Annotated in this window: 24 protein-coding genes, 1 tRNA gene and 1 pseudogene; 12 read left to right on the top strand and 14 right to left on the bottom strand. The window is 64.3% G+C overall.

What is annotated here, in order from left to right:
* Window positions 1-2: 2 nt before the first annotated feature.
* Window positions 3-1,169: a CaiB/BaiF CoA-transferase family protein gene (locus GGD61_RS05615; protein ID WP_092260594.1), complete on the bottom strand. Its 1,167-nt coding sequence runs from the start codon at window positions 1,167-1,169 to the stop codon at window positions 3-5.
* 408 nt (window positions 1,170-1,577) lie between these two features.
* On the opposite strand from GGD61_RS05615, the gene GGD61_RS05610 reads away from it, so the two are divergent.
* A complete protein-coding gene (locus GGD61_RS05610; RefSeq protein ID WP_018318265.1) occupies window positions 1,578-1,916 on the top strand; it encodes a hypothetical protein in 339 nt (112 codons plus the stop codon).
* A gap of 360 nt (window positions 1,917-2,276) precedes the next feature.
* A complete protein-coding gene (locus GGD61_RS05605; RefSeq protein WP_025032179.1) occupies window positions 2,277-2,954 on the top strand; it encodes a ParA family protein in 678 nt (225 codons plus the stop codon).
* Between the two features lie 79 nt (window positions 2,955-3,033).
* Here GGD61_RS05605 and GGD61_RS05600 read toward each other — a convergent pair whose 3' ends face one another.
* From GGD61_RS05600 to trxB, 5 genes are all read right to left on the bottom strand, one after another.
* Entirely contained in the window at window positions 3,034-3,198 is a 165-nt protein-coding gene (locus tag GGD61_RS05600) for a hypothetical protein (RefSeq protein WP_183230418.1), read from the bottom strand.
* A 132-nt stretch (window positions 3,199-3,330) separates the two neighbouring features.
* The gene (locus GGD61_RS05595; protein WP_018318262.1) at window positions 3,331-3,477 is read right to left on the bottom strand and encodes a hypothetical protein; all 147 of its coding nucleotides are present in this window, start codon (window positions 3,475-3,477) and stop codon (window positions 3,331-3,333) included.
* A 316-nt stretch (window positions 3,478-3,793) separates the two neighbouring features.
* The gene (locus GGD61_RS05590) at window positions 3,794-4,702 is read right to left on the bottom strand and encodes a 4-hydroxy-tetrahydrodipicolinate synthase (RefSeq protein ID WP_092260598.1); all 909 of its coding nucleotides are present in this window, start codon (window positions 4,700-4,702) and stop codon (window positions 3,794-3,796) included.
* Window positions 4,703-5,161: 459 nt separating this feature from the next.
* Entirely contained in the window at window positions 5,162-6,085 is a 924-nt protein-coding gene (locus GGD61_RS05585) for a LysR family transcriptional regulator (protein WP_026201990.1), read from the bottom strand.
* A gap of 5 nt (window positions 6,086-6,090) precedes the next feature.
* The gene (trxB, locus tag GGD61_RS05580) at window positions 6,091-7,056 is read right to left on the bottom strand and encodes a thioredoxin-disulfide reductase (protein WP_018318258.1); all 966 of its coding nucleotides are present in this window, start codon (window positions 7,054-7,056) and stop codon (window positions 6,091-6,093) included.
* A 262-nt stretch (window positions 7,057-7,318) separates the two neighbouring features.
* On the opposite strand from trxB, the gene GGD61_RS05575 reads away from it, so the two are divergent.
* On the top strand, window positions 7,319-7,798 hold the full coding sequence (locus GGD61_RS05575) for an Lrp/AsnC family transcriptional regulator (RefSeq protein ID WP_026201989.1): 480 nt from the start codon (window positions 7,319-7,321) through the stop codon (window positions 7,796-7,798).
* Between the two features lie 405 nt (window positions 7,799-8,203).
* Here GGD61_RS05575 and greA read toward each other — a convergent pair whose 3' ends face one another.
* The 3 genes from greA to GGD61_RS05560 all read right to left on the bottom strand — a co-directional run bounded on the left by greA (window position 8,204) and on the right by GGD61_RS05560 (window position 13,786).
* Window positions 8,204-8,677 carry a transcription elongation factor GreA gene (greA, locus tag GGD61_RS05570; protein ID WP_018318257.1) on the bottom strand — a complete coding sequence of 158 codons (474 nt, stop codon included), beginning with the start codon at window positions 8,675-8,677 and terminating at the stop codon, window positions 8,204-8,206.
* A gap of 221 nt (window positions 8,678-8,898) precedes the next feature.
* Window positions 8,899-12,363, bottom strand: a complete 3,465-nt coding sequence (carB, locus tag GGD61_RS05565) for a carbamoyl-phosphate synthase large subunit (protein ID WP_092260603.1) — start codon at window positions 12,361-12,363, stop codon at window positions 8,899-8,901.
* A 253-nt stretch (window positions 12,364-12,616) separates the two neighbouring features.
* Window positions 12,617-13,786: an MFS transporter gene (locus GGD61_RS05560; RefSeq protein WP_183230417.1), complete on the bottom strand. Its 1,170-nt coding sequence runs from the start codon at window positions 13,784-13,786 to the stop codon at window positions 12,617-12,619.
* A gap of 113 nt (window positions 13,787-13,899) precedes the next feature.
* Here GGD61_RS05560 and GGD61_RS05555 point away from each other — a divergent pair, with 113 nt between their 5' ends.
* Window positions 13,900-14,271 carry a helix-turn-helix transcriptional regulator gene (locus tag GGD61_RS05555; RefSeq protein WP_092260814.1) on the top strand — a complete coding sequence of 124 codons (372 nt, stop codon included), beginning with the start codon at window positions 13,900-13,902 and terminating at the stop codon, window positions 14,269-14,271.
* 169 nt (window positions 14,272-14,440) lie between these two features.
* Here GGD61_RS05555 and GGD61_RS05550 read toward each other — a convergent pair.
* Window positions 14,441-14,516 (bottom strand) — tRNA-OTHER (locus tag GGD61_RS05550).
* 54 nt (window positions 14,517-14,570) lie between these two features.
* Window positions 14,571-15,272: a class I SAM-dependent methyltransferase gene (locus GGD61_RS05545; protein ID WP_092260608.1), complete on the bottom strand. Its 702-nt coding sequence runs from the start codon at window positions 15,270-15,272 to the stop codon at window positions 14,571-14,573.
* A gap of 114 nt (window positions 15,273-15,386) precedes the next feature.
* On the opposite strand from GGD61_RS05545, the gene GGD61_RS05540 reads away from it, so the two are divergent.
* Window positions 15,387-15,911: a Dps family protein gene (locus tag GGD61_RS05540; RefSeq protein ID WP_018318252.1), complete on the top strand. Its 525-nt coding sequence runs from the start codon at window positions 15,387-15,389 to the stop codon at window positions 15,909-15,911.
* Window positions 15,912-16,035: 124 nt separating this feature from the next.
* Here the strand turns inward: GGD61_RS05540 and GGD61_RS05535 are convergent, their stop codons facing one another.
* Both GGD61_RS05535 and carA read right to left on the bottom strand, forming a co-directional pair.
* On the bottom strand, window positions 16,036-16,557 hold the full coding sequence (locus GGD61_RS05535) for a hypothetical protein (protein ID WP_092260610.1): 522 nt from the start codon (window positions 16,555-16,557) through the stop codon (window positions 16,036-16,038).
* 166 nt (window positions 16,558-16,723) lie between these two features.
* Window positions 16,724-17,914 (bottom strand): glutamine-hydrolyzing carbamoyl-phosphate synthase small subunit, encoded by a 1,191-nt coding sequence (gene carA, locus GGD61_RS05530; RefSeq protein WP_018318250.1) that lies wholly within the window; start codon window positions 17,912-17,914, stop codon window positions 16,724-16,726.
* Between the two features lie 146 nt (window positions 17,915-18,060).
* On the opposite strand from carA, the gene GGD61_RS05525 reads away from it, so the two are divergent.
* From GGD61_RS05525 to GGD61_RS05495, 7 genes and pseudogenes are all read left to right on the top strand, one after another.
* Entirely contained in the window at window positions 18,061-18,771 is a 711-nt protein-coding gene (locus GGD61_RS05525; RefSeq protein ID WP_092260612.1) for an alpha/beta fold hydrolase, read from the top strand.
* 51 nt (window positions 18,772-18,822) lie between these two features.
* The gene (locus GGD61_RS05520) at window positions 18,823-19,278 is read left to right on the top strand and encodes a GatB/YqeY domain-containing protein (protein ID WP_018318249.1); all 456 of its coding nucleotides are present in this window, start codon (window positions 18,823-18,825) and stop codon (window positions 19,276-19,278) included.
* 225 nt (window positions 19,279-19,503) lie between these two features.
* A pseudogene (locus GGD61_RS05515) lies at window positions 19,504-20,643 on the top strand (epoxide hydrolase family protein).
* Window positions 20,644-20,692: 49 nt separating this feature from the next.
* Window positions 20,693-22,303 carry an acyl-CoA synthetase gene (locus GGD61_RS05510; protein ID WP_183230416.1) on the top strand — a complete coding sequence of 537 codons (1,611 nt, stop codon included), beginning with the start codon at window positions 20,693-20,695 and terminating at the stop codon, window positions 22,301-22,303.
* Window positions 22,304-22,329: 26 nt separating this feature from the next.
* Window positions 22,330-22,797, top strand: a complete 468-nt coding sequence (locus tag GGD61_RS05505; RefSeq protein WP_092260618.1) for a MarR family winged helix-turn-helix transcriptional regulator — start codon at window positions 22,330-22,332, stop codon at window positions 22,795-22,797.
* Window positions 22,798-22,880: 83 nt separating this feature from the next.
* Complete coding sequence (locus GGD61_RS05500) at window positions 22,881-23,267, top strand: nuclear transport factor 2 family protein (protein WP_092260620.1); 387 nt, start codon at window positions 22,881-22,883, stop codon at window positions 23,265-23,267.
* Window positions 23,268-23,269: 2 nt separating this feature from the next.
* On the top strand, window positions 23,270-23,713 hold the full coding sequence (locus GGD61_RS05495; RefSeq protein WP_104465320.1) for a hypothetical protein: 444 nt from the start codon (window positions 23,270-23,272) through the stop codon (window positions 23,711-23,713).
* A 1-nt stretch (window position 23,714) separates the two neighbouring features.
* Here GGD61_RS05495 and GGD61_RS05490 read toward each other — a convergent pair whose 3' ends face one another.
* Window positions 23,715-25,946 (bottom strand): ATP-binding protein, encoded by a 2,232-nt coding sequence (locus GGD61_RS05490; protein WP_092260625.1) that lies wholly within the window; start codon window positions 25,944-25,946, stop codon window positions 23,715-23,717.
* Between the last annotated feature and the right edge of the window lie 197 nt (window positions 25,947-26,143).

The raw sequence follows: 26,143 nt of genomic DNA, 5'->3' as shown, positions 1-26,143 counted from the left end.
CGTCAAATGTCCTTCGCCAGACCGAGTTCGCTGAGGATAGCCTGGTTGTGCTGTCCCACATCCGGCACCGGATCCATCCGCGGCTTGACGCCTGGAATGGTCAGCGCAGGCAGGAAGCTCATCACCGGCCCGCACGGCGAGCCGACGCTCTGCACCCGGGACCGCGCGCGGAGCTGCTCATGCGCCAGGAAAGCCTCGACCGAGTTCAGATGCGCGTTGGCGATCGCGGCCTCATCCAGCAGTCGCAGCACCTCTTCGCTGGTCATGGATGCAAAGCGCTGCTCGATATGCGCCTGTAGCTCGTCGCGGTTCTGCATGCGCAGCGGATTGGTGCGGAAGCGCAGGTCGTCGGCAAAGCCGGCATCGCCGAGCACGATGCTGCACAGCGACCGCCATTCCCGATCGTTCTGGATGCCGAAGAAGATCGTGTTGCCGTCGCCGACCCGGAACGGGCCATACGGCGCGATCGTCGCATGCCTGGCGCCGGTTCGCGGCAGCGGCCGGCCCGTGCTGTGCGTGTAGAAGGCGGGATAGCTCATCCAGTCGGTGATGGAGTCGAACAGCGAGGCCTGGAAGGCGGTGCCCTTGCCGGTCCGCTCGCGACGGTACAGCGCCATCAGCACGCCGTTGAGGATGTACATGCCGGTGGCGATATCGACCACCGACAGCCCGACCTTGGCCGGCTCCGCCTCGGTGCCGTTGATGGCGAGAACCCCGGCCTCGCACTGGACCAGGAGATCATAGGCCTTCTTGTCGCTGTAGGGGCCGCCAGTGCCATAGCCCGAGACGTCGCAGGCGATGATGCGCGGATACTTTCGCAACAGCGATGCGGCATCGAGGCCGAGCCGCTCGGCAGCGCCGGGCGCGAGGTTCTGGATGAACACATCGGCCCGCGGCAGCAGGGCGTCGAGCACCTTGCGGCCGTCCTCGCTCTTGATGTCGATGGCGAGGCTTTCCTTGGAGCGGTTGGTCCAGACGAACTGGCTCGACATGCCGTTCATCACGTGGTCGTAGTCCCGGCAGAAGTCGCCCGCGCCCGGCCGCTCGATCTTGATCACCCGCGCGCCCCAGTCCGCCAGGTGCCGGCTCGCCAGCGGCGCCGCGATCGCCTGCTCGAGCGAGACCACCGTGACGCCGGACAGCGGCAGCTCCGCTTCATTCGCTTCCATGAGATCGCTTCCTCTCGTGCGCTTTTCGACCAGCGCAGGAGACAGGCCGATCACCCCACGCGCATCTTTTTGGATGGGACATGATGCCCCCGTTTTGCCCGACAAGTCAAACCTGGTTTCGTCAAATCCTAAGACGAAATGCGCTGCGATTACCGTGGCTTGGCTACTGTGCATGGGGTTGTTTTCGCAGTTTTGTGTCTGAGGGCGAGACCCTTTCCTCGGCCACACCTGTCATCCTCCGCCTTGTGCGCAATTGCGCACAAGGCCGGGCGACGACAGTGGAGAGGTTGCCGAGCGGCACCCGCCTGTTGCCGAGACCGCACAGGTCCGACCTTTCGCATCTGCCCTCGTTGCCAACGAACCGCCGTTCACCCACTATTCCCTCCGACTCGACATGTGGGGGGATCGATGCCGGCGTTTCGCTTCAAGACATCCTTGGCTGCTGCAACCCTCGGGATGGCCCTGGCCGTTCTGATCCAGCCCGGTACCGGCTTCGCCTACACCCCGGAGGAGCAGCAGGCCTGCACGCCGGATGCGATGCGGCTGTGCGGCGAGTTCGTGCCGAACGTCGACGCCATCACCGCCTGCATGATCAAGAAGAAGGCGCAGCTCTCGCCGCAATGCCGGGTGTTCTTCCGTCCCGGACCCGAGCCGGGTGAGGCCCGCGCCGGCAAGCCGACCAGCATCGCGCCCAAAACCGCGAAGAAGAGCACCAAGCCCAAGAAGAAAAAGACCAGCGACGGCTGAGCGCGGGATAGCCCGCGTTCCTTATCCGAAACTTCGTAATGTAACGGACTCCTTTTGTTCGCGCAGGCCGCGCTGATGCCTGCGGCAATTGCGAATGTGCGAAGGAAAAGAGTCGGGTAAGGGTTTGCGCGGGAAGGTTGCATTCCGCTTGGTCCCGTTCGGCTGCTCAAAGAACGCACAGACGCTCGCGCGGGCGGTGTTTCGCTGCCGGTGGTCTCTTGTCGTGCGACGCAGTGTGACTCAAAAGCCAACACGCCTTGTTATTTCGTGGCGGCAACGCAACCCCCGATAAATTTTTCTTTCACGAATCAGCGCGGTGATTCATTTTCGCGGCCTAGGGTCAATCTGGAGGCCGAAGGTATGAACGTTATTGTTTTTGCATCGCGTAAAGGCGGCTCGGGCAAGAGTACCCTAGCCGCGCATCTCGCCGCACAGATCAAGGCGAGCAAGCAGGTCATGCTCGTGGACGCGGACCCGCAGGGCTCGCTGACGCTGTGGCACAAGCTGCGTGGCACCAACGAGCCGCCGATCAAGGCGGCGGTGAACTCCGTCAGCGGCATCGTCTCCGCTGCCAAGCGCGACGGTTATGAATGGGTGTTGATCGACACGCCGCCGAACCTCTCGGCCGTCGTCGACGACGCGATCAAGAACGCGACGATGGTGGTCATTCCGGCGCGTCCCGGCGTGTTCGACGTCAACGCGGTGCAGGAAACCATCCAGATGTGCCGCGCGGCGCGCAAGCCCTATGCGGTCGTGCTCAACGGTGCGCCGGCCAAGCGCGACGAAGCCGAAAGCCCGATCGTCACCATCGCCCGCGAAGCGCTGGCGAAATTCCGGGCTCCGGTGTGGGGCGGCCAGATCACCAACCGTTCGGATCTCTTGATGGCGCTGAGCCACGGCGAGGGCGCGCGGGAATACCAGGCCGAGAGCCGTGCGGCCCAGGAAATCGCAAGGCTGTGGGCGGCGATCGAGCGTTCAGTTAAGGCCATTCGCGGCACGGCGTCGGCGTCCGGCGCAATGCACAAGCAGGCTGCTTAATTTCATTATTCATTTCCCCGGACGAAAAACGCGCGGGAACGTCCGCGCGTTTTGCGTTTTCGGGATCTGCTGAAGGAGGCTACGCCACCATCAGCATGTAGAACACGATGACCGGCGACATCGTCAGGATCACCGACCAGATGCCGGCGGCCCAGAGAATGTCCTCGGTGGTAAAGCTCTGCTCGGTGGACAGCTTCTCCTGTCCGGCGCCGAAATGCGACGCCAATTCATTATGACTATTCATAAACGCCCCCGCGATTTCTTCGCTTATGGGCGTGAACGATACGCGGGATGTTTTAAGATTCCGGCTTGCAAACCGCTGCGCATTTTGAGCGCATTTGTGACGGCCGCTTAACCATCCGCGCGACGTGCCGCCTCAGGCGAGCCAGACGCGAAACAGCAGCGCCGGCATCAGGCCGAGCATCACGGCCCAGAAGCCGAACGACGATACGACGAGAATTCCCTGCAAAAGATCGGCCGGCGCGAATTGCTGCGCGGCCGTAGGCCGGGTGCGATGTCCCATGGTCATTCCCCTCTGGAAGTTCCTGGAGAGCAACGATAGGGACGGACGGGTAAACGAGACGTGGATGCGCCATGCGGCAGCAGCGAAGGCCGTTGGGGCGCGGTTAACCAAGGGGCGGCGCTCTTACCCTCCCCTGGAGGGGTCCGGGACGAGCGAAGCTCGCCCGTGGGTCGGCTCACATGAGCGCAGCGAAATGTGAGACGGGGTGGGGTGACGGTCTCGCCACATCCGACAGTGCCCGAGTTGCGAGATCACCCTACCCCGCTCGCGCTTCGCGCGATCGACCCTCCCCCTCCAGGGGAGGGTGAACGAGAAACTACGCCGCCACCTTCGTCCGTCGCTCGATCTCGCGATCGATCGCGGCCGCGAGCTCGCTGCTCACTTCCACCATTGGCAGGCGCACTTCTGGGCTGTCGATCAGGCCGCATCGCCACAGCCAGTACTTTGCCGGCGCCGGGCTCGGCTCGGTGAACAGCAGCCGCGTCAGATCGGCGACCTCGTGCCAGCGCGCCTGCGCCGCGTCATGGTTGCCGCGCTTCGCTTCCGCATACACCGCCGCGAACGTCGCGGTCTCGACATGAGCGGAGAGCACGATGCCGCCGTCGGCGCCGTCGCTGAGCGCCTCGAAAAAGTTCGCGTCCTCGCCCGTGAGCACGCGAAACTCCTTCGGCCGGTCGCGCAAGAGCGCGATCGATTGCTCGCGGCTCGCGCCGCAATCCTTCAAGCCTATGATGTTGGGATGCTCGGCGAGCCGCAGCATGGTCTGGTTGGTGATGTTCACCGAGGTGCGATAGGGAATGTTGTAGAGCGCAAGCGGCCAAGCGGCGTGATCGGCGAGCGTCTCGAAATGCGCCAAGAGGCCGCGCTGCGAGGGGCGCACATAATAAGGGCTTGCGATCAGATAACCGTCGATCGGCCAGTCCGCGGTCTCGTCGAGACGGTCCTTCAGCCGCGAGGTGTCCGCGCCCGACAGCCCGAGGCAGATCGGCAGGGTGCGCCGGCTCGCCGCCATCTCGTCGCGCACGATGGCGACGAGACGTTCGAGCTCGGCCTCGCGCAACGTCATGCCTTCACCCGAGGTCGCCCCCAGGATGAATCCGTCGATGCCTTGCGCGCTGTAATGTCGCGTCAGCCGCCGCAGCGATCGCTCGTCGAGCGCGCCGCCCTGAAACGGCGTCACCAGCGGCAGCCACAGCCCGTGCAAATGATCTTCAAGTCCGGTCATGTTTCCATCTCCTTCTCGGGAAACCTGAGACGGAGGGCACATGAAAAAACCCCGTCCAGGCGGCGGGGTTTTCGGGATTGCAGCGATGACGAAGCCGGTCTAGCGCGCGCAAAACTCCGAGGTCCCCGGATGGGGGCCTTTTTTCGAGGCGATCGCCTTCGACGAGATTGCGCACGACTTCGTGATCATCTGCAAATGATGCGGGGTATGCCTGGAACTGTCAATACACGCGGAGGGCGAAGGCCGATTTGACCGAAAAAAAGCCGGGCTCGAACGAGCCCGGCTTAAGGTATTGGCCACGTGAGGCCGACACAATCACCTTCCAAGAGGGATTACTGAACTCCCGCGCCACTGGAGGAGGGGGACAAATGCGCAACGCGAAGGCTCAGCGTGCAAACAGTATGAGCTTGACGAGCGCCATGCAGCAACAGCCGAGGCCGCATGTCAGTCATGCGGAAATCAGGACGGCCAGCGCTGCGCCTTGCTCACCACGAAGTCGCGGAACACCTGCACGCGCGCGACCGTCTTCAACTCTTCGGGATAGACAAAATACGTATCGAGCTGGATCGAATCCGACTCGCCGAACAGCTGCACGAGTTTGCTCTGTTCCTCGACGAGGTAGTCGGGCAGCGCCGCGATGCCGAGGCCCTGCTGACAGGCGCGCACGAGACCGAGGATGTTGTTGACCCTGAAATAGGCTTCGCGCGGACCCGAGCCGTTGCGGCCCGCTTCGACCAGCCAGTTGCGGTTCTGCAGATGCGGCGCGAAGTTGCCGTCCGAGAGCGTGATGATGCGGTGGGAGTCGAGCTCCTCCAGCGTGCGCGGCGTGCCGAAGCGCTTGATGTATTCCGGCGAGCAATAGGCGTGGAAGCCCATCGCGAACAGCTTGCGCTGGATGAGATCCGGCTGCGTCGGCTTGCGGGTGCGGATCGCGACGTCGGCCTCGCGCATCGACAGGTCGAGCTCCTCGTCGGTGACGATCAGGGAGATCCGGATTTCCGGATAGAGCGCGGTGAACTCGCCGAGCCGCGGGATCAGCCAGTTGATGCCGACGCCGGGCGTGGTGGTGATCTTGAGGTCGCCGCTCGGCCGCTCGCGGCTGTCGGTCAGCTTGGCGCGCGCCGCCTGGAGCTGCATGAACACGTCATGCGCGGTGCGGAACAGCAAATCGCCCTGCTCGGTGAGGATCAGGCCGCGGGCATGGCGGTGGAACAGCGAGACTGAAAGCTCCTGCTCCAGCGCCGAGACCTGGCGCGACACCGCCGATTGCGACAGGCCGAGCTGCTCGCCCGCATGCGTGAAGCTGCCCGCTTCCGCCGCCGCGTGAAACACCTTCAGCTTGTCCCAGTCCATATCCGTAAATCCGTCGCGTGTTCGGGGCATGATCTTTATTCCGCTGCCGCGCGCTCGCTGGCGCGCAGGGCCAAGAAACGTTCGGCTTCGAGAGCTGCCATGCAGCCGAGGCCGGCGGCCGTGACGGCCTGGCGATAGGTTTCGTCGGCGACGTCGCCGGCGGCGAACAGGCCGGGCACCGATGTCGCGGTCGAGTTCGGGGCGACCTCGACATAGCCCGACGGTTTGAGCTTGATCTGGTCTTTGACGAGCTCGGTCGCCGGTGCGTGGCCGATGGCGATGAAGATGCCGTCGGTCTTCACGTCCGTCAGCGCGCCGGTCTTGACGTTCTTGAGGCGGACATGGGTGACCTTGTTGGGGTTCTCGGTGCCGCAGATCTCGTCAACGGCGCTGTCCCAGATCACCTTGATCTTCGGGTGCTTGAACAGGCGCTCCTGCAGGATACGCTCGGCGCGGAAATGGTCGCGGCGATGCACGATGGTGACCTGCGAGGCATGGTTGGTGAGGTACAGGGCCTCCTCGACCGCGGTATTGCCGCCGCCGACCACCACGACCTCCTTGTTGCGGTAGAAGAAGCCGTCGCAGGTGGCGCAGGCCGATACGCCGCCGCCCTGGAACTTTACTTCGGACGGCAACCCGAGCCAGCGCGCCTGCGCGCCGGTGGCGAGGATCACAGAGTCAGCGAGATAGACATCGCCCGAGTCGCAGGTGAGGCGGAACGGCCGATGCGAAGTTTCCAGCTTAATGACCAGGTCCGTGACGATCTTGGTGCCGACATGGACCGCCTGCTTCTCCATCTGCTCCATCAGCCAGGGGCCCTGGATCACATCGGCGAAGCCGGGATAGTTCTCGACGTCGGTGGTGATGGTGAGCTGGCCGCCCGGCTGGATGCCTTGGATCAGGATCGGCTCGAGCATCGCGCGCGCGGCGTAGATCGCCGCCGTGTAACCGGCGGGGCCGGAGCCGATAATGACGACCTTTGCATGAACAGGAGCGGACATTTCGATGGACGCCTTTCACGGGGGATTTGCAGCGCGGGCGCGGAACATGCCGGGAGGCGTCGCGGAGGCGCTGAAATATCAGAGCTAATCTAAGCGTTCTGGTGAGCTATGCAAGAATTGCATTCCCTCTCGGCGGATTTTTCCAACAAGGAACAAAAGTCGATTGCGGTGCACGCGCAATAAAATTGCGCTAGTCGTGCGGACTGGGCTATGAGGATTGCGGCAAACCCACCAATCAAGCCGCAAAGGCCAGGAGTTCCAAGTGTCGCGGAACCTAGACGACATCGACCTGAAAATTCTGTCCGAGATTCAGGCCGACGGTCGAATCACGAATGTTGAGCTGGCCAAGCGGGTCGGCATCTCGCCGCCGCCCTGCCTGCGCCGCGTCCGGGCGCTGGAGGAGGAGGGCTACATCCACGGCTATCGCGGCCTGCTCGATGCCCGCAAGCTCGGCTTCGACGTCACCGTCTTCGCCGCCGTGCACCTGTCCAGTCAGGCCGAGGCGGATTTGCGCGCCTTCGAGGAGTTCGTCCGCGCCGAGCCCCTGGTGCGGGAATGCTGGATGTTGTCGGGCGAGGTCGATTTCATCCTCAAATGCGTCGCCCCCGACATGGCGACCTTCCAGGATTTCGTCACCCATCTGACCGCCGCGCCCCACGTGCGGAACGTGCGAACGTCATTGGTGCTGCACAATTCGAAGTATGAGGCGGCCGTGCCGCTGGACGTGAAGGGGCGGAGGTAGCCGCTCTAGAGTCCTGCCAATCCCGTCATCCTGAGGCGCGAGGCATCGGGCGCAACGCGCCCGATGGGGAGCCCGAAGGATGCGCGGCCAAGATGCAGCAGCGCGCGGCAACAGTTGGGCCATCGCCCTTCGAGGCTCGCCGAAGAGGCGAGCACCTCAGGGTGACGGTGATGGAATTAGGTTCGCTGCATCAACACCGTCATTGCGAGGAGGAGCTCTTGCGACGAAGCAATCCAAAGTCTTTCCGCGGCGGCAGCCTGGATTGCTTCGCTGCGCTCGCAATGACGGGCGGAGAGAATGCGTTTCTCCACTCACGCAAGCGATGCGCTGAAATAAAGACACCCCGAAACAAAAAGGCCGCGCATCGCGCGGCCTTTTGAAACGTCTCGGTGCAGCGGCAAATCCTTACCGCCATTCCACCTTGGTAATTTCATACGCCTTGGCGCCGCCGGGTGCGTTGACCTCGACGGTCGAACCTTTCTTCTTGCCGATCAGCGCGCGGGCGAGCGGCGAGGTGATGGAGATGCGGCCCTTCTTGGCGTCGGCCTCGACCTCGCCGACGATCTGCCACACCGTCTTCTTCTCGGTGTCCTCGTCGACCAAGGTCACGGTGGCGCCGAACTTGATGGTGTCGCCGGACAGTTTCGAGATGTCGATGATGTCGGCGCGCGCGAGCTTGTCCTCGAGCTCGGCGATGCGGCCTTCATTGTGGGACTGCTCTTCCTTCGCGGCATGATATTCCGCGTTCTCCGACAGGTCTCCGTGCGAGCGCGCCTCCGCGATATGCTCGATGATGCGCGGACGGTCCTCGGACTGGCGCTTCTTCAATTCTTCCCCGAGCGCGGCAAAGCCGCTCGCTGTCATCGGAACCTTTTCCATCTCTTCTCTCGTTCTTCGGTTACGCGCCCCCACAACAGCGGGCGCAGAAACCTTGATTCGTCGGTATTCCCGGCGCTGAACACGCGGCCACCGGAACGTTATGTGGGCTGGCGCCGGAACAGAACAACCACCATGGCCGGACAGTTCCTCCGGCCATTGTGGCTTCATTGCCAATCACTTAGCGGAGGCCTAACCCTTAAGGCTCGGCCTCCCGCTCGCGATCAGGTTTCCGAAAAGTAGCTCTGCAGGGTACGAACCTCAAGGTCCCCGCCGAGATAGGCGCGGATGCCCTGCGCGGCCGCCACGGCCCCGGAAAGAGTGGTGTAATACGGCACTTTATGCAAGAGGGCCGCGCGCCGCAGCGAACGGCTGTCGGCGAGCGCCTGCGGGCCTTCGGTGGTATTGAAGACGAGCTGGACGTCGCCATTGGTGATGGCGTCGACGATGTGCGGCCGACCCTCCAGCACCTTGTTCACCTTCTCGGTCGGGATGCCCTGATCGGTCAGGAAGCGCTGGGTGCCCGAGGTCGCCAGCACCTTGAAGCCGAGCGAATGCAGTTCGCGGACCGCATCGGCGATGCGCGTCTTGTCGCTCTCGCGCACCGAGACGAACACCGTGCCCTTGCGCGGTACTCTCGTGCCGCCGCCGAGTTGGCTCTTGGCGAAGGCGACCTCGAAATTGCGGTCGATGCCCATGACCTCGCCGGTCGAGCGCATCTCGGGGCCGAGCACCGTGTCGACGCCGGGGAAGCGCGCGAACGGGAATACCGACTCCTTGACGCCGACGTGCTTGAGCTTTGCCTTCTTCAGCTTGAAATCGGCAAGCTTCTCGCCGGCCATGATGCGCGCGGCGATCTTCGCGACCGGCGTGCCGACCACCTTGGCGACGAACGGCACGGTGCGCGAGGCACGCGGATTGACCTCGAGCACGTAGATCTCGCCGTCCTTGACGGCGTATTGCACGTTCATCAGGCCGACGACGTCGAGGCCGAGCGCGAGCTCGCGGGTCTGCCGCTCCAGCTCCTCGATCATCTCAGGCTCGAGCGAATGCGCCGGCAGGGAGCAGGCGCTGTCGCCGGAATGGATGCCGGCTTCCTCGATGTGCTCCATGATGCCGACAATGAAGGTGTCCTTGCCGTCGCAGAGGCAGTCGACGTCGATCTCGGTTGCGTCCGAGAGATAACGATCGAACAGCAGCGGGTTCTTGCCGAGCACGGTGTTGATCTGCCCGGTCTTGTCGTTCGGATAGCGCGCCTTGACGTCGGCCGGCACCAGCTCCGGCAGCGTGCCGAGCAGATAGTCGTTGAGCTGGTTCTCCTCGCGGATGATCTGCATCGCACGGCCGCCGAGCACGTAGGACGGGCGCACCACCAGCGGCAGGCCGAGATCGGCAGAGACGAGCCTTGCCTGCTCGACCGAATAGGCGATGCCGTTCTTGGGCTGCTTGAGACGCAGCTTGTCGAGCACGCGCTTGAAGCGGTCGCGGTCCTCGGCAAGGTCGATGGCATCAGGCGAGGTGCCGAGGATCGGCACTTCGGCGGCTTCCAGCGCGCGCGCGAGCTTCAGCGGCGTCTGGCCGCCGAACTGCACGATCACGCCGTGCAGCGTGCCGTTGGTGCGCTCCTTGGCGATGATCTCCAGCACGTCCTCGGCAGTGAGCGGCTCGAAATACAGCCGGTCGGCGGTGTCGTAGTCGGTCGACACGGTTTCCGGGTTGCAGTTGACCATGATGGATTCATAGCCGGCATCATGCAGCGCGAAGCAGGCGTGACAGCAGCAATAGTCGAATTCGATGCCCTGGCCGATACGGTTCGGTCCGCCGCCTAGAATGATGACCTTCTTCTTGTCGGACGGCGTGCTCTCGTCCGCCGGTGCGCCCGCGAACAGCGCCTCATAGGTCGAATACATATAGGCGGTCGGCGAGGCGAATTCGGCCGCGCAGGTGTCGATGCGCTTGTACACCGGACGAACGCCGAGCGCGTGGCGCTTCGCGGTGACCTCGGCTTCCGTCGTCTCGGCGAGCACCGCGAGCCGCGCATCGGAGAAGCCCATGGCCTTCAGCGTGCGCATGCCGAAGGCATTGCCCGGCAGGCCGTTCTTGCGGACCTTCTCCTCCATGTCGACGATGCCGCGCATCTCGCTGAGGAACCACGGATCGATCTTGCAGGAGTTGAAGATCTCCTCGTTCGACCAGCCGAGCCGCATCGCCTGGGCGACCTGGAGCAGCCGGTTCGGCGTCGGCGTGCCGAGCGCGGCCCGGATCGCGTTCTTGTCGTCGTCGCGGCCGAGACCCTCGATCTCGATCTCGTCGAGGCCGGTCAGTCCGGTCTCGAGCCCGCGCAGCGCCTTCTGCAGGCTTTCCTGGAAGGTGCGGCCGATCGCCATGACTTCGCCGACCGACTTCATCGACGTGGTCAGCGTGGTGGAGGCGCCGGGGAATTTCTCGAAGGCGAAGCGCGGCACCTTGGTGACGACGTAGTCGATGGTCGGCTCGAACGAGGCCGGCGTGGCGCCGCCGGTGATGTCGTTGGCGATCTCGTCGAGCGTGTAGCCGACCGCAAGCTTGGCCGCGACCTTCGCGATCGGGAAGCCGGTGGCCTTCGAAGCCAGAGCGGACGAACGCGACACGCGCGGGTTCATCTCGATGACGACCATGCGGCCGTCCTCGGGATTGACGCCGAACTGCACGTTGGAGCCGCCGGTCTCGACGCCGATCTCGCGCAGCACCGCCAGCGAGGCGTCGCGCATGATCTGGTATTCCTTGTCGGTCAGCGTCAGCGCCGGCGCCACCGTGATGGAATCGCCGGTGTGCACGCCCATCGGATCGAGGTTCTCGATCGAGCAGACGATGATGCAATTGTCCTTCTTGTCGCGCACCACCTCCATCTCGTACTCTTTCCAGCCGAGCACGGATTCTTCGATCAGCACTTCGTTGGTCGGAGACGCATCCAGGCCGCGCTCGATGATGTCGAGGAACTCTTCCTTGTTGTAGGCAATGCCGCCGCCGGTGCCGCCCATGGTGAAGGAGGGGCGGATGATCGCGGGCAGGCCGATCTCGGACAGCGCCATCATGGCCTGGCCGAAGGCGTATTCCTGGTAGCGCTTGCGGCGCTCGCTCTCGCCCAGCGTCCACTGCCGCTCATGCTCTTCGAGCGCGGCGCCGGAGAGTTTTTCGCGCTCGGCCTGATATTTGTCGCGGAACGATTTCTTCAGCGCCGAGGCGTTGGCGAGCCGCGACTTCGGCGTCTCGAGCCCGATCTTGGTCATGGCCTCGCGGAACAGCTGGCGGTCTTCCGCCTTGTCGATCGCATCCGCGGTCGCGCCGATCATTTCGACGTCGAACTTGTCGAGCGTGCCCTGGCGGCGCAGCGACAGCGCGCAGTTCAGCGCGGTCTGTCCGCCCATGGTCGGCAGCAGCGCGAAGCCGCCGGGGATGACGTGACGTTCCTTCTCGATGATCTTGGCGACGATCTCGGGCGTGATCGGCTCGATATAGGTCGCATCGGCCAATTCCGGGTCGGTCATGATGGTGGCCGGGTTGGAATTGACGAGGACGATGCGATAGCCCTCTTCCTTCAGCGTCTTCACCGCCTGGGTGCCCGAATAGTCGAACTCGCAGGCCTGGCCGATCACGATGGGACCGGCGCCGATGATCAGGATGGTGGTGATGTCTGTACGTTTGGGCATCAACTCTCGCCGGACTGGAATTTAGGCACAAAAAAAGGGCGCGCTCCTGCGCGTCCCTTTGGCCGAAGCGCGATCAGCAAAAGTGGCCACCGGTTTTGCGTCCGATCGCGCTTCTACTCTTATTAAGAGGCGCATGATCTTGACGCCAAACCGCCTACACTTTGGCGGATCATGCGCGCGCGCGGTGGTCTCCCTCGCGCGCGGGTGGGTCTTAGACCAGATTCCGGAGCGGCGAAACCCCGAAAAACGCCCATCAACCGGCAATTTTGACGGGTTTTGGCCTGGCCTGCCAGCCACGGGCGAGATGCACCAGAAGTGAGGCCGCAACGCTCGTTCCGCCGATCCAGCCGAGGTCGGTCGGCGAGAGGGTGGCCAGCACCGCCCCGCCCAATGCCCCGCCGATGGCGAAGCCGAGATGCATGGCGGAGGCGTTGAGCGAGAGCGCAATCATCGAGGCCTGCGGCTCGATCCGGATGATGCTGGCGACCTGGGCCGGGTAGAATGCCCAGCCCGAGATGCCCCAGAGGAAGATCGCGCCCAGCACCGCATAGTGCGCCTGGCCCGGCATCAGCTTCAGGACCACCGAGTGCAGGATCAGCGCTGCTGCCATGCCGGCGAGCCCGAGGCCCACGGTGGCGAGCGTACCGAGCCGGTCGGCAAGTAAGCCGCCGAACATGTTCCCGATCGCGGCCGCGCCGCCAAACACCAGCAACGCAAGGCTGATTTGCTGCGCATCGAAGCCGAGGCCGCGCAGCGGAATCGCGAAATAGGTGAACACGGTGAAGCCCCCGAGCGCCCATAGGATGGTGATCACAAGCGCGACCAGGACATTGCTGTGACGCGCCACGGCCAGCCGTTCGCCGAGCGAGGCGGTGTTGCGCGGCAGGCCGCGGGGCAGGCCGAGCAGCAGCCCGGCAAGCGCGACGGTGCCGATCATAGCGACCATGGCAAAGGTCGCGCGCCAGCCGAGCAGGCTGCCGACGAGATTGCCGAGGGGAACGCCAATGACGGTCGCGACCGTCAGGCCCGACGTGACCAGCGCCACCGCTCGGCCGCGCCGTTCCGGCGAGGCGACCGCCACGGACACTGCGAGCGCCGTCGGCATGCAAAGCCCGGAGCCCAGCGCCATCAGCATCCGCGAGGCCAGCAGCAGGGCGTAGCTGGAAGCCACCATCGCGGCGAGATTTCCGGCGATGAAGGTCGCCAGCGCCAGGGCGAGCACGGTGCGGCGGTCGATATTGTTCAGCGCGACGGCCAGGATCGGGGAGCCCACGGCGTAGGTGAGGGCGTAAGCCGTGACCAATTGGCCGGCGGCGGAGACCGAAATCTGCAAATCGGCGGCGATGCCGGGCAAAAGGCCTGCGATTACAAAGCCTTTGATGCCGATCGCAAAGGCCGCCAAGGCCAGCCAGAATACGCTCATTGGACGAGATCCCTATGTTCAACGTTTATCGAACTATTGAATGTGAGGATATGGATGTCAATTGGTTCAAGAACTATTGAACATTGTGGCCGCTTCGCTATGATTCCCGGATCATGAGCCGCACACCTCTCCACCCGACCCCCGAGCAGATCGAGTTGCCGATGGTGCTGGATTGCCTGAGCGATCCGATCCGGCTCGCCATCGTCTATCAGCTTGCCCAGCAGGAAGGTGTCAGCAGCGAGCTCTGCTGCGGCGACTTCAACGGGCTCGCGGGCAAGTCCAACCTCGCCTATCACTTCGCCAAGCTGCGCGAATGCGGCCTGATGCAGACGCGCGTGGCCGGCACCAACCGCTTCATGCGGCTGCGCCGCGAGGATCTGGACGCGCGTTTTCCCGGCCTGCTCGATGCGGTGATCAAATCCGCGGCCAAGGACGCCGAGCGGCTTCAGTTGCTGCCGGAGGGTGAAGTGGTTGCGGCAGATTGAGGTTGGGGCGGGGCAGTCCGTCTTCGCTTCCGCTGCGCTCCAGCTACGCCGGACACGCTTCGACCCTGCGGATGGCTGCGCCACGCCCGGCTTCGCCCTTCGGGCTTCGCCGCGGCAGCGTTCGCCACGAAAAGGCTTGCCGAGCCGAAGCTGCGTAAGCAGCGAAGGCTGGAGACCCGGCCTGGATTTGAACCAGGATGTAGAGCGTTGCACCGCCCTCGCGTAGACGCTTCCGCCACCGGGCCGAGGCGATCATTACCGATTGCAGTGCGACAAGCTACAACGGCTAATTGTTATGCTTAACGAACCAGAGGCGGCCGCGCGATGAAGGTCATGCGCCAGCGATTGTGGCCGATATTGGCGTGGGCGCGCTGGACCGCGAACCCGGCCGCTCTCAGCTTGGCGGTGATTTCCTCCTCGCTGTAGCGCTGGAGCCCGATACGCGTGCGCAGATGACGGTAGTCGGACAGCGCGGTGCTGATCAGCCCGATCAGCGCGTCTTTCAGGAAACCGTGGCGCAGGCCAAAGCCGAGCAGCGCCATGACGTCCCTGAACATGCCGACATTGGGCTGGAGGATGTCCCCCAGCACCAGCTTGCCGGAGGGCTTCAGGATACGGCGGATGGTGAGGAGCGCGGCATCGAGCTCGTCCGGCGCCATGTATTGCGCGACCGAGTTCATCACGACGAGGTCGATCGACTGGTCCTGCATCTTCCGGACATCGTCGAGCGAGCGGACACGGATCTTGGTGTTCGGGGCAAACCGCGCGATCAGCCGGCCGCGCACGCCCGGCGCGGGCTCGGCGAGGATCAGCTTGCCGCAGCTAGCGGCCACCTGGGTCGCCGAGAGCGCCTCGCCGCAGGCATAGTCCAGCACCGTCGCGTCCGGCGAGGGGATATAGCCGATGATGTCCCGCGCGATGATCTGGAAGTGCAAGTCGCGATGCAGCTTGCTGACATAGATCGTATGCGTCGAGTCGTAATAATCGATCCAATCGTCCATGGTATTCGATGGTCCCGGCCAAACGGTTCCCGTCAAGGAACCGGCGCTGCCCGCCTTGCGTTAGGGGTGCGACGGCGCGCCGTCAATGTCCGCGTCCTAACAGGAAGGCTTCCCGTGAGCAAAACCAACAACAAGGTCTCGCCCGATCTCGATACCCCCACCGACCTGTCGCCCGACGGGGTCAAGAAGGTTTCGGAGGCGCTCAACGTACTTCTGGCCGACGCCTTCGCGCTGTATCTGAAGACCAAGAATTTTCACTGGCACATCAGCGGCCGGCATTTCCGCGACTATCATCTGCTGCTCGACGAGCAGTCCGACCAGATCTTCGCCACCACCGACCAGCTCGCCGAGCGCGTCCGCAAGATCGGCGGCACCACGCTGAAGTCGATCGGCCAGGTCGCAAAGCTCCAGACCATCAAGGACAACAACGAGGACTACGTCCCGCCGCGCGAGATGCTGCGCGAGCTGATGCAGGACAACAAGCACGTCGCGGCTGCGATGCGCAAAGCGCACGAGGTCTGCGACGACGCCGGCGATGTCGCCAGCGCCAGCATTTTGGAAGTGTTCATCGACGAGACCGAGCGCCGGACGTGGTTCCTGTTCGAGGCCACGCGGCAGGAGGGTGGCAACGAGGCGTAGGGCACGGTGCCGTGGGGTGGGCAAAGGCGCGCTCTTGCGCGCCGTGCCCACTATCTTTCCTTTCGGCTTGAATAGATTGGTGGGCACGCTTCGCTTTGCCCACCCTACGGCGCCGCCGTTGTGGCTACCGCCACAGCCGCATCAACGCCCCATCCGTACCCGTCACGGGATCGGCCGGCGGCATCGCGACGTTCGGAATCGTCTTCAACGCTTTCGCGTGGCTCTCCGGCGTTGGCCGCGCGATCTCCATCTTGCTGCCCGGCGGATAGGCGCCGATCACGCAGAAATCCTCGCTCGCCCTGATGCGTTGATGGCCGGTGCCGGCGGGCAGGATCGCGACATCACCCGCCTTGATCTCGAGCTCCTGGCCATGGTCGCCGCCGAAGCGGACGCGGGCACTGCCGCGCGCGACGCCGAGCACCTCATGCACCGTCGCGTGGTAATGCAGATAATCGTAGACGCCGTTCCGCCACGTCCCGCCCCAGCCATTCGCTTCGAACAGGTTCTCGATGGTCTCTTCCGGCCGCTCCGGGTCGAGCTTCACCGCAGCCTGGTAGACCAGGAACGGAAGGATGTTGTTCGGCACGAGCCCGTCATCCTCGAACACGATGGCGAGCGGCTCGGCCTTGTCGCGGACGACGGACATGGCGGGACTCCGGCTGCAAAGACAGCGGGACAACATTCTATCGTGTGGAGGTGTTCCTCAACAGGTCACCTGTCCCGGACGCGCTGCAGCGTGCAACGCCGCGGCGCAGAGCCGGGACCCCAGAGAGCCGCGAGGCCCGGTTCAGCGGGGCATGAGAGCGCGCGTCTTACGCGCTCTTCTTCTGCCGCATCAGATCCGCAAAACGCTGGAACAGGTAGTGTGAGTCGCGCGGGCCTGGTGAGGCCTCGGGGTGGTACTGCACCGAGAACACCGGCTTGCCGTCGAGTTGGATGCCGCAATTGGAGCCGTCGAACAGCGAGATGTGGGTCTGCGTCGCGCCCTTCGGCAGCGTGGTCTCGTCCACCGCAAAGCCGTGGTTCATCGAGGTGATCTCGACCTTGCCGGTGGTCTCGTCCTTCACGGGGTGATTGGCGCCGTGATGGCCCTGATGCATCTTCTTCGTCTTGGCGCCGACGGCGAGGCCGAGCATCTGGTGGCCGAGGCAAATGCCGAAGGTCGGCGTGCCGGACTTGATGACGTCCCGGATCACAGGCACGGCATATTTGCCGGTCGCGGCCGGATCGCCCGGACCGTTGGACAGGAACACGCCGTCCGGCTTCATCGCCAGAATGTCTTCGGACGAAGTCGTCGCCGGCACCACCGTCACCTTGCAGCCGACGCCGGCGAGCAGGCGCAGGATGTTGCGCTTGATGCCGTAGTCGATGGCGACGACGTTGAACTCCACCTTGTCCTGGCGGCCAAAGCCCTTGTCCCACAGCCACGGCGTCTCGTCCCAGGTGAAGCGCTGGCCGCTTGTGACCATCGGCACGAGGTCCATGCCCTCGAGGCCCGGCCATTCGCGCGCCTCTTCCTTGAGGCCATGCAGGTCGAACTCGCCGTTCCTGGCGTGCGCGATCACGGCGTTGGGCATGCCCTTTGAGCGGATCAGCGCGGTCAGTGCGCGGGTGTCGATGCCGGAGAGGCCGATGATGCCGCGCGCCTTTAGCCACTGGTCGAGATGCTTGGTGGCTCGATAGTTCGAGGGATCGGTGATCGCGGTGCGGAGGATCACGCCGCGGGCGCCAGGTGTGGCGGCCATGTTCACCGTCTCGATGTCTTCCTCGTTGGTACCGACATTGCCGATATGCGGGAAGGTGAAGGTGATGAGCTGCCCGGCATAGGAGGGGTCGGTGAGGATCTCCTCATAGCCGGTCATCGCGGTGTTGAAGCAGACTTCACCGACGGCGTGGCCTTCGGCGCCGAGACCAAAGCCTTCAAGCACCGTGCCGTCGGCAAGCACGAGGAGCGCGGTCGGTTTATGGTCCGGCCAAGCGGGATCGTTGTCATGTTGTGTCATGAGCGCGTTTCATAAGCCTGCCGGACGCCCCCGTCAAAGCGCAGATGCACCGATTCACATGCGTTTTTGCATATTTGACAGCCTGTCTCGGGCTCCTAAGCTTGGCCGCACAATTTCCGGCAAATTCCTGGGCTTGCGAGGCAATAATGGACCAGACCACCCCGATTCTGTTGGTTCCGGGGCTGGCCTCCTCGGCCCGGATCTATGCTCCGGTCATCCCGGCGCTGTGGCGTTTCGGCCCGGTCATGGTTGCCAACCATATCCGCGACGACAGCATGGCGGCGATCGCCGCCCGCATGCTGAGCGAGGCCCCGCCGCGCTTCGCGCTCGCGGGCCATTCCATGGGCGGCTACATCGCGTTCGAGATCATGCGCCAGGCGCCCGAACGGGTGTCAAAGCTCGCGCTGATCAATACCCAGGCGCGGCCAGATACGCCGAAGGCAACCGCACGCCGGCGCGGCTTGATGGAACGCGCCCGGCGCGGCGAGCTCCGCGCGCTTCGCGAGGAGAGCTTTCCGGAGCTCGTGCATCCGTCGCGGCGCGACGATGCCGATATTCTCAAGCTGGTGCATGCGCAGGACGAGGATGTCGGTGTCGAGGGCTATCTGCGGCAGCAGACCGCGATCATCGCACGGGTGGATTCGCACCCGACGCTTGCAGCCATCAAATGCCCGACGCTTGTGTTGACGGGCGATGCCGACAACACCATCCCGAACGCGCTCTCCAGGGAGATGGCCGCGGGCATCGCCGGCGCAAGGCTCAAAGTCCTCGATCGCTGCGGGCACTTGCCGCAAGCCGAGCAGCCCGAAGCGACAGTGCGGGCCCTGACCGAATGGCTCGGAACCGAGGTTGTCTAGGGGCCGCGAACGGCCTAGATCAGGCGTCAGATATTCGAAGGGATCACGATCATGTTGCGCGACGACATCAACAATGCGGTCAAGGAGGCCATGAAGGCCAAGGACGAGCGCAAGCTGTCCACGCTGCGCATGGTCAACTCGACCATCAAGAACGCCGACATCGACGCTCGCGGCAACGGCAAGCCGCCGCTGTCGGACGCCGATCTGCTCGGTGTGCTGCAGAAGATGATCAAGCAGCGCCAGGAGGCGGTCGAGCTCTACGACAAGGGCGGCCGCGCCGAGCTCGCGGCGCAGGAGCGCGAGGAGATCGCGGTGATCTCGGCGTATCTGCCGAAGCAGATGGCCGACGACGAGGTGAAAAAGGCGATCGCGGATGCGATCGGCGAGACCGGTGCCGCCGGCATGAAGGACATGGGCAAGGTGATCGCCGTGCTGCGCGCGAAGTATGCCGGGCAGATGGACTTCGGCAAGGCGAGCGGCCTCGTGAAGGCCGCGCTGTCGGGCTAGCTGCTTACCCTCCCCTGGAGGGGAGGGTCGATCGCGCGAAGCGCGAGCGGGGTGGGGTGATCTCTCCACTCGGGCAGCGCTTCCGCGGAAAGACTGCCACCCCACCTCGGTTCGCATGCCGCTTCGCTTCATGCGAACCGATCCTCCCCCTCCAGGGGAGGATCGGTACCTTTGACGTGGCTGCGATCCGGTCTACTCTCTGGACAAGAAAAATCGGGAGGCACGATGACCGGCGCCATCAAACCGTTCCGCATCGCCATCAGCGACGACATTCTCTCCGATCTCAAGTCGCGTCTCACCCGCACGCGTTGGCCGGAGGCGGAGCTGGTCGACGACTGGAGCCAGGGCGCACCGCTGAAGTGGATCCGGGAGGTCTGTGCCTACTAGGCGAGCGAATATGACTGGCGCGCCCGCGAGGCAAAGCTCAACCGCTTCGCGCAGCTCACCACCGAGATCGACGGGCTCGACATCCACTTTATTCATGCGCGTTCGAAAGAACCAAGCGCGCTGCCGCTGATCATCACCCATGGCTGGCCGGGCTCGATCGTCGAATTCCAGAAGGTGATCGCGCCGCTCACCGATCCCGTCGCGCATGGCGGCAATCCTGCGGATGCGTTTCACGTGATCTGTCCTTCGCTGCCCGGCTTCGGCTTCTCCGCCAAGCCGAAGGCGACCGGCTGGGGCGTCGATCGCATCGCCGCGACCTGGGCGAAGCTGATGGAGCGGCTGGGCTATGCGCGCTATGGCGCGCAAGGCGGCGATTGGGGCTCGGCGGTGACGGCCTCGCTCGGTTCGCAGGATGGGGCGCACTGCGCCGGCATTCACATCACGCTGTCCTTCAACTCGCCGCCGCGCATGGAGGGCGAGCCGACGCCGGAGGAGAAGCGGGCACTCGCCGGCCTCAAGCATTACGTCGATTTCGACTCCGGCTATTCCAAGCAGCAATCGACGCGCCCGCAGACGCTCGGCTATGGCCTCACGGATTCGCCGAGCGGGCAGGCGGCCTGGATTTTGGAAAAGTTCTGGGCCTGGACCGATTGCGACGGGCACCCTGAGAACATCTTCAGCAAGGACGAGCTGCTCGACAACGTCATGCTTTATTGGGTGACGGAGACGGCGACCTCCTCGGCGCGACTCTACTGGGAGAGCTTTGGCAAGCGCCGCACCACGCCTGTCGTCAAGGTGCCGACCGGCGTCGCCGCGTTCCCCAAGGAAATCATCACGCCGGTGCGGAGCTGGATGGAACCGAACTTTCACAACATCACGCATTGGAGCGAGATGGAGAAGGGTGGCCATTTCGCCGCCTTCGAGCAGCCGGAGCTGTTCGTGCGCGATGTCAGGAAATTCTTCCGGACGATGCGGTAACTCTCTAGACTGGGCAACAACGACGAGACCCGGGAAGACGACCAAGCCCATGCTCACCGAAGCCAAGACCTACGACGAGCTCGTCCGCAACTTCCGCTGGGACATCCCGGCGCACTTCAACATGGCGGAAGCGTGCTGCGATCGCCATGCCGACGGCACCGGCCGGCTCGCGCTTGTTTATGTCGACGAGAACGGCGCCACCACGCGCACCTCCTTCGACGAGGTCGCGGACATGTCGCGCCGCTTTGCCAACGTGCTGAAGGCCGATGGGCTTTCGCGCGGCGACCGCGTCGCGGTGTTCCTGTCGCAATCGCTGGAGCTGCCGATCGCGCATATGGCGGCGTTCCGCTCCGGCCTGGTCTCGATCCCGCTGTTCGCCCTGTTCGGCGAGGACGCGCTGGAATTCCGCCTTTCGAATTCACAGGCGAAGGCAATCATCACGGATGAGGCGGGCTGGGAGAAGCTCACGAAGATCCGCGAGCGGCTGCCCTATTTGCAGGACATCTACATCACGAGCGGCGCCGTCCACGCCGGCGCAAAGCCATTCTGGCCGGCGATCGAAACCGCGTCCGAGGACTTTGCGACCGTCGACACCGCCGCCGATGATCCTGCGCTGATCATCTACACCTCGGGCACGACGGGAAATCCCAAAGGCGCGCTGCATGCGCACCGCGTGGTGCTCGGCCATCTCCCCAATGTCGAGATGTGTCACAACTTCTTACCCAGGCCCGGCGATCTGATGTGGACGCCGGCGGACTGGGCCTGGATCGGCGGCCTCGTCAACGGCCTGCTCGCATTCTGGTATCACGGCATCCCCCTGGTCGGGCATCGCGCGCGCAAATTCGAGCCGCAGGCGGCGATGCAGATGATGGCCGATCTCGGCGTCCGCAACGTCTTCCTGCCGCCAACCGCGCTGAAGCTGATGCGGCAGGCGGGTGTGAAGCACGCGGGCGTCAAGCTCCGCAGCATCTTCACCGGCGGGGAATCGCTCGGCGGCGAGCTGCTCGGCTGGGTGCGCGAGACCTTCGGCATCGACGCCCATGAGGTGTTCGGCCAGACCGAGTGCAATCTCGTGATCGGCAGCAACTCCAACCTGTTTCCAATCCGCCCGGGTTCGATGGGCAAGGCGACGCCGGGCTTCGACGTTCGCATCGTCAACGACAAGGGCGAGGAATTGCCGCGCGGCCAGCGGGGCATCATCGGCGTGCGCCAGCCATGCCCCGTCACCATGCTCGAATATTGGCGCAATCCCGAGGCGACGGCGAAGAAATATGCCGGCGAATTCCTGCTCACCGGCGATCTCGGCGTGCAGGACGAGGATGGCTATTTCTGGTATGTCAGCCGCGAGGACGACGTCATCACCACCGCCGGCTATCGCGTCGGCCCGTCCGAGATCGAGCACACGCTGATGAAGCATCCCTCGGTGGCGATGGCCGCGGTAATCGGCATTCCCGATCCGATCCGCACCGAATCGATCAAGGCCTGGATCGTGCTGCGTCCGGGCTTTACCGGCACCGACGCGCTGGCGCGCGAGATCCAGGAGTTCGTCAAGGTGCAGCTCGCCGCGCATGAATATCCGCGCTTCGTCGAATTCGCCGAGACGCTGCCGATGACGGCGACGGGCAAGGTGCTGCGGCGCGAGCTGCGGGCCAAGGGCTGACTTCTTAAAAGGGCTGACTTCCGACAATGGCCAAGACGTCTCAAGCCGCGGGACTTCACCGCGCTTCGCTCGACAAGTTGCACGATCTCGATGCGGCGCTCGAGCTCATGTATTACGGCTGGCGCGGGATGACGCTGGAAGCGGACGAATATCTTGCGAAGCAGGGCCTGTCGCGTCCGCATCATCGCATCCTCTACGTGGTGGCACGGCGGCCCGATATCGCGATCGGCTCGCTGCTCGAGGTCCTCGGCATTTCCAAGCAGGCCTTGAGCCGGCCGCTCAGTCTGCTGCTGGAGCGCAAGCTGGTGACGTCGAGGCGCTCGCCCGAGCAGCATCGCTCGAAGCTGCTGCGTCTGACGGCCGCCGGGCAGCGCATCGAGCAACGGGCTTCGGACCACGAGCGCAAGGTTTTGCGCGAGGCGTTCGATCGCGTCGGCGCATCGGGGGCGGCGGCATGGATGGCTGTCATGGGGACGATCGCCGACAATAACTGACGGTTCTTAAAGTCAATGTAGTTGACATGAGAAGCGGGCTTTGCCACTGTCCTGGCAACAGGCCGGGGAGGGCCCGTGTCGTCATGAGCGGACAGAATCCATTGAGCGCGCAGAAGATGAATCGCGCGGCCGCCGAGCGCTTCGTCGCGGCATGGTGCGCGAATTGGTGCAAGGTCGAGATCGACGCGGTGGTGGCGCATTTCGCCGAGAATGCGCAGATGCGCAGCCCTCTGGCGCTGACGCTGACCGGTTCTCCTGTCGTCGCCGGCATCGAGAATATCCGCGCCTATTGGCGCAAAGCCTATGGCCACATCGAAAGCGCGGACCTGAAGATCCTGAGCTGGAGCTGGGACGACACCATCGCGCGCCTGACGGTGTGGTGGCAGCTCGGCGACACGCGCGCCAGCGAGTTCATGGATTTTGACGACGCTGGCCGCGTCGTGCGCAGCGAAGCCTTTTACGGAAAATGACCATGCGCCTTTCGGATATCGTCCTGCTCCTCAACACGCTGTGGTTCGGCGGCGCCTTCATCCAGTTCAGCATTGCGCAGGCCAACACGCTGAAGATCTTGCTGCCGCGGGAAGAGCGCAGCAATCCGATCGCGCCGACCCTGGCGGCCAGCGTTGCGTTCCTGGGCGGGATGAACCTGCCGATCGGGCTGCTGTCGTTCTACCTTCTGGTTGCGCGTCCGCTCTTCTTCCAGCCGGTCGAGGCGCAGCTCACGCTGTTCCTGTTCTTTTCGGCCTGCCATTTCAGTCAGTTCGCCTATAACCTCCCGGTGCTGATGCGTGGCGGACGTGTCGGGGTCGCCTACTGGCCGGTGTTGAAGGGTCCGATGCTCCGGATCTTCGTCATCGACGCGGGCCTGTTCGCGGCCAATCTCGCAGTGGCGCTTCAGCTCGCGATAGCGTCCTGATCTACCGCGACGGATCCGCGAGCGCGGCCCGCAGCATCGCCGCAAGATCCTTTCGCCGGAACGGCTTGGTCAGAATGCGGGCGTCGCCGCCCCCGTCCGGTGTTTTGACGGGAGTCTGGCTGTAGCCCGAGGTGAAGAGCACTTTGAGATCAGGCCGCAGCTCGGTTGCTTGCCTCGCAAGCTCCGGCCCGAATATGCCGCCGGGCATGACGACGTCGGTGAACAGCAGCTGGATGTCTCCGGGCTGGCGCAGCACCTCCAGCGCTGCCGGTCCGTTCGACGTCGCGATGACCCGGTAGCCGAGCGTGCTGAGCTCGTTCTCGACATAGGCCCGCACCATGTCGTCGTCTTCGACGAGGAGAATGGTCTCGTGTCCCGCTTGTGTGACGGTCGCTTCCGCTGGGCGCAGGTCCTCGCCCGGCGGTGTTTCGAGACGGGGAAAGAACAGCCTGACGACACTGCCTCGTCCCGGCTCGGACTGTATCTGCACAAGTCCGCCGGACTGTTGTGCAAATCCGTAGACCATGCTCAGGCCGAGGCCGGTCCCCTTGCCAACCTCCTTGGTCGTGAAGAACGGCTCGAACGCGCGGCTGACCACCTCGGCGCTCATGCCGCTGCCGGTATCGGTCACGGCCACCATCACGTAGTCGCCGGGCCGCGGCTCGCCGTTGACGTCGAGGTCGGATTCACCGAGCGAATTGTTGCGCACCTCGACCGTCAGCTTGCCGCCCTCCGGCATCGCGTCGCGCGCGTTGAGCACGAGGTTGAGCAGGGCCGTCGTCAGCTGGCCGGGATCGACGCTGGCCGGCCATAAATCCCGTTCGAGCGCGAAGCGGCACTCGATGTGCTCGCCCAGTGTCCGACGCAGAAGCTGCTCCATGCCGAGCACTTTCTCGGCGATGTCGATCTCTCTCGGCCGCAGCGGCTGCTTGCGTGCGAAGGCGAGCAGGCTCCGTGTCAGGTCAGAGCCGCGCTCGGCGGCGGTCGCGATGTCGCCGGCGATGCGGTGCAATTCCTTGTTTCCCGCCAGCTGGTCGGCAAGATGCTCGGAGTTGCCGAGAATGACGGTCAGGAGATTGTTGAAGTCATGCGCCACGCCGCCGGTGAGCTGGCCCATGGCTTCCATCTTCTGGGATTGGCTGAGCTTCTGGTTGAGATCCGCGATCGCGGCGCGCTGCCGCTGCAGCGATTCGGCGGTGCCGTTGAGCAGGGTCATCAATCCGCCGAGCTCGCCGCCCGGATGGGGCTCCGGAATGCGCGCGCTGAGATCTCCGCGCCCGAGCCTCTTCGCCATGGTGGCGAGCCGCCCGACCTGGCGGCCGATGCTCACGGTCGTGAGGATCCATAAGCCGGCCAGGAGCAGCAGTAAGGCCACCGCGAGAATCGCCATGTCCTCGTAAAGCCGGCGGTTCGCTGCCGCGACCAGTCCGTCCTTGGAGCGTCCGACCATGATGGTGAGGCCGGCCTTGCGCATCGAGGGCGAGCGGGCAACGCCCCAGATCTGCGTGCGGCCCCCGCGGTCGGTGACTTCCCGAAATGGCTCGCCATCGGGCGCTGCCGCAAAGCGGAACAGATCGGAGCCCGCAATGGTCCCGCCAATGGGCACGCTCCAGCCGCCGCCCTTGGGGGCGACCAGGACCGTACCCTTGGCGTCGACGAACAGGATGTCCTTCTCGGCCAGCAGCCGCTTGTCGTGAAATTCCGCGAATTTGTTCAGGTTGAAGGATGCGAGCAGCACGAATTTCAGCGCGCCCGCCTCCGATCGCACGGGATAGGCGATCTGGAGCACCGATAGCCCGGTGAGGCGGCCGAACACCGGCTCCGCGGCAACGACGCCTTGAAGACCCTTGACCTCTTTGAAATAGCCGCGGTCGTTCAGGTCGAGGGTGCGGTTGGTCCGAAGCGAGTCGCAGAACAGGCTGCCGTCGGGATCGATGGTCAAGATGCCCGTGAACTGCGGATATTCTTCGCGCACTTCCGACAGGAACGCCGAGCACGCCGCCTTGTCGCGCGTGTCGAGGTCGCGGGCCCGGGCGAGCCCATAATGAAGCTGGGCGGTGCCCTGGATCTTCTCGTTCAGATCGCTCGCGATGTCGTCGGCGGATGCGGCCAGATTGGCCAGCGCCGCGTCGATCTCGCTGGCCCGGTTCTGCACAAAACGCAGCCCGACCAGGATCGCGGGCACCAGCATGGCGGCAATGACGAGGATCAGTAACCGGGTACGCAGGCTCATCGGTGGGGCGGTCCGCTCTCAGGCGCATCTGCTCGGAGGTACAATTTGCGGACGATCGTCTGCCCAGTCCATAGCATTGGCGCGAAAATCGCGCCGATGGTGAAGGATTTCGCATCGCGAGCATTGTTACCTCGCCGCTGCTCTTCGCACCGGCTGGCATCAAGTTGCGCCTGCGCGCGGCGGCGCTAGTATCGCAG

Origin of the sequence: Bradyrhizobium sp. SBR1B (genome assembly GCF_014198205.1) — a bacterium.
Lineage (GTDB): Bacteria > Pseudomonadota > Alphaproteobacteria > Rhizobiales > Xanthobacteraceae > Bradyrhizobium.
Note: the sequence above shows the minus strand (reverse complement) of the source record. Positions and strands in the feature narration are given on the sequence as shown.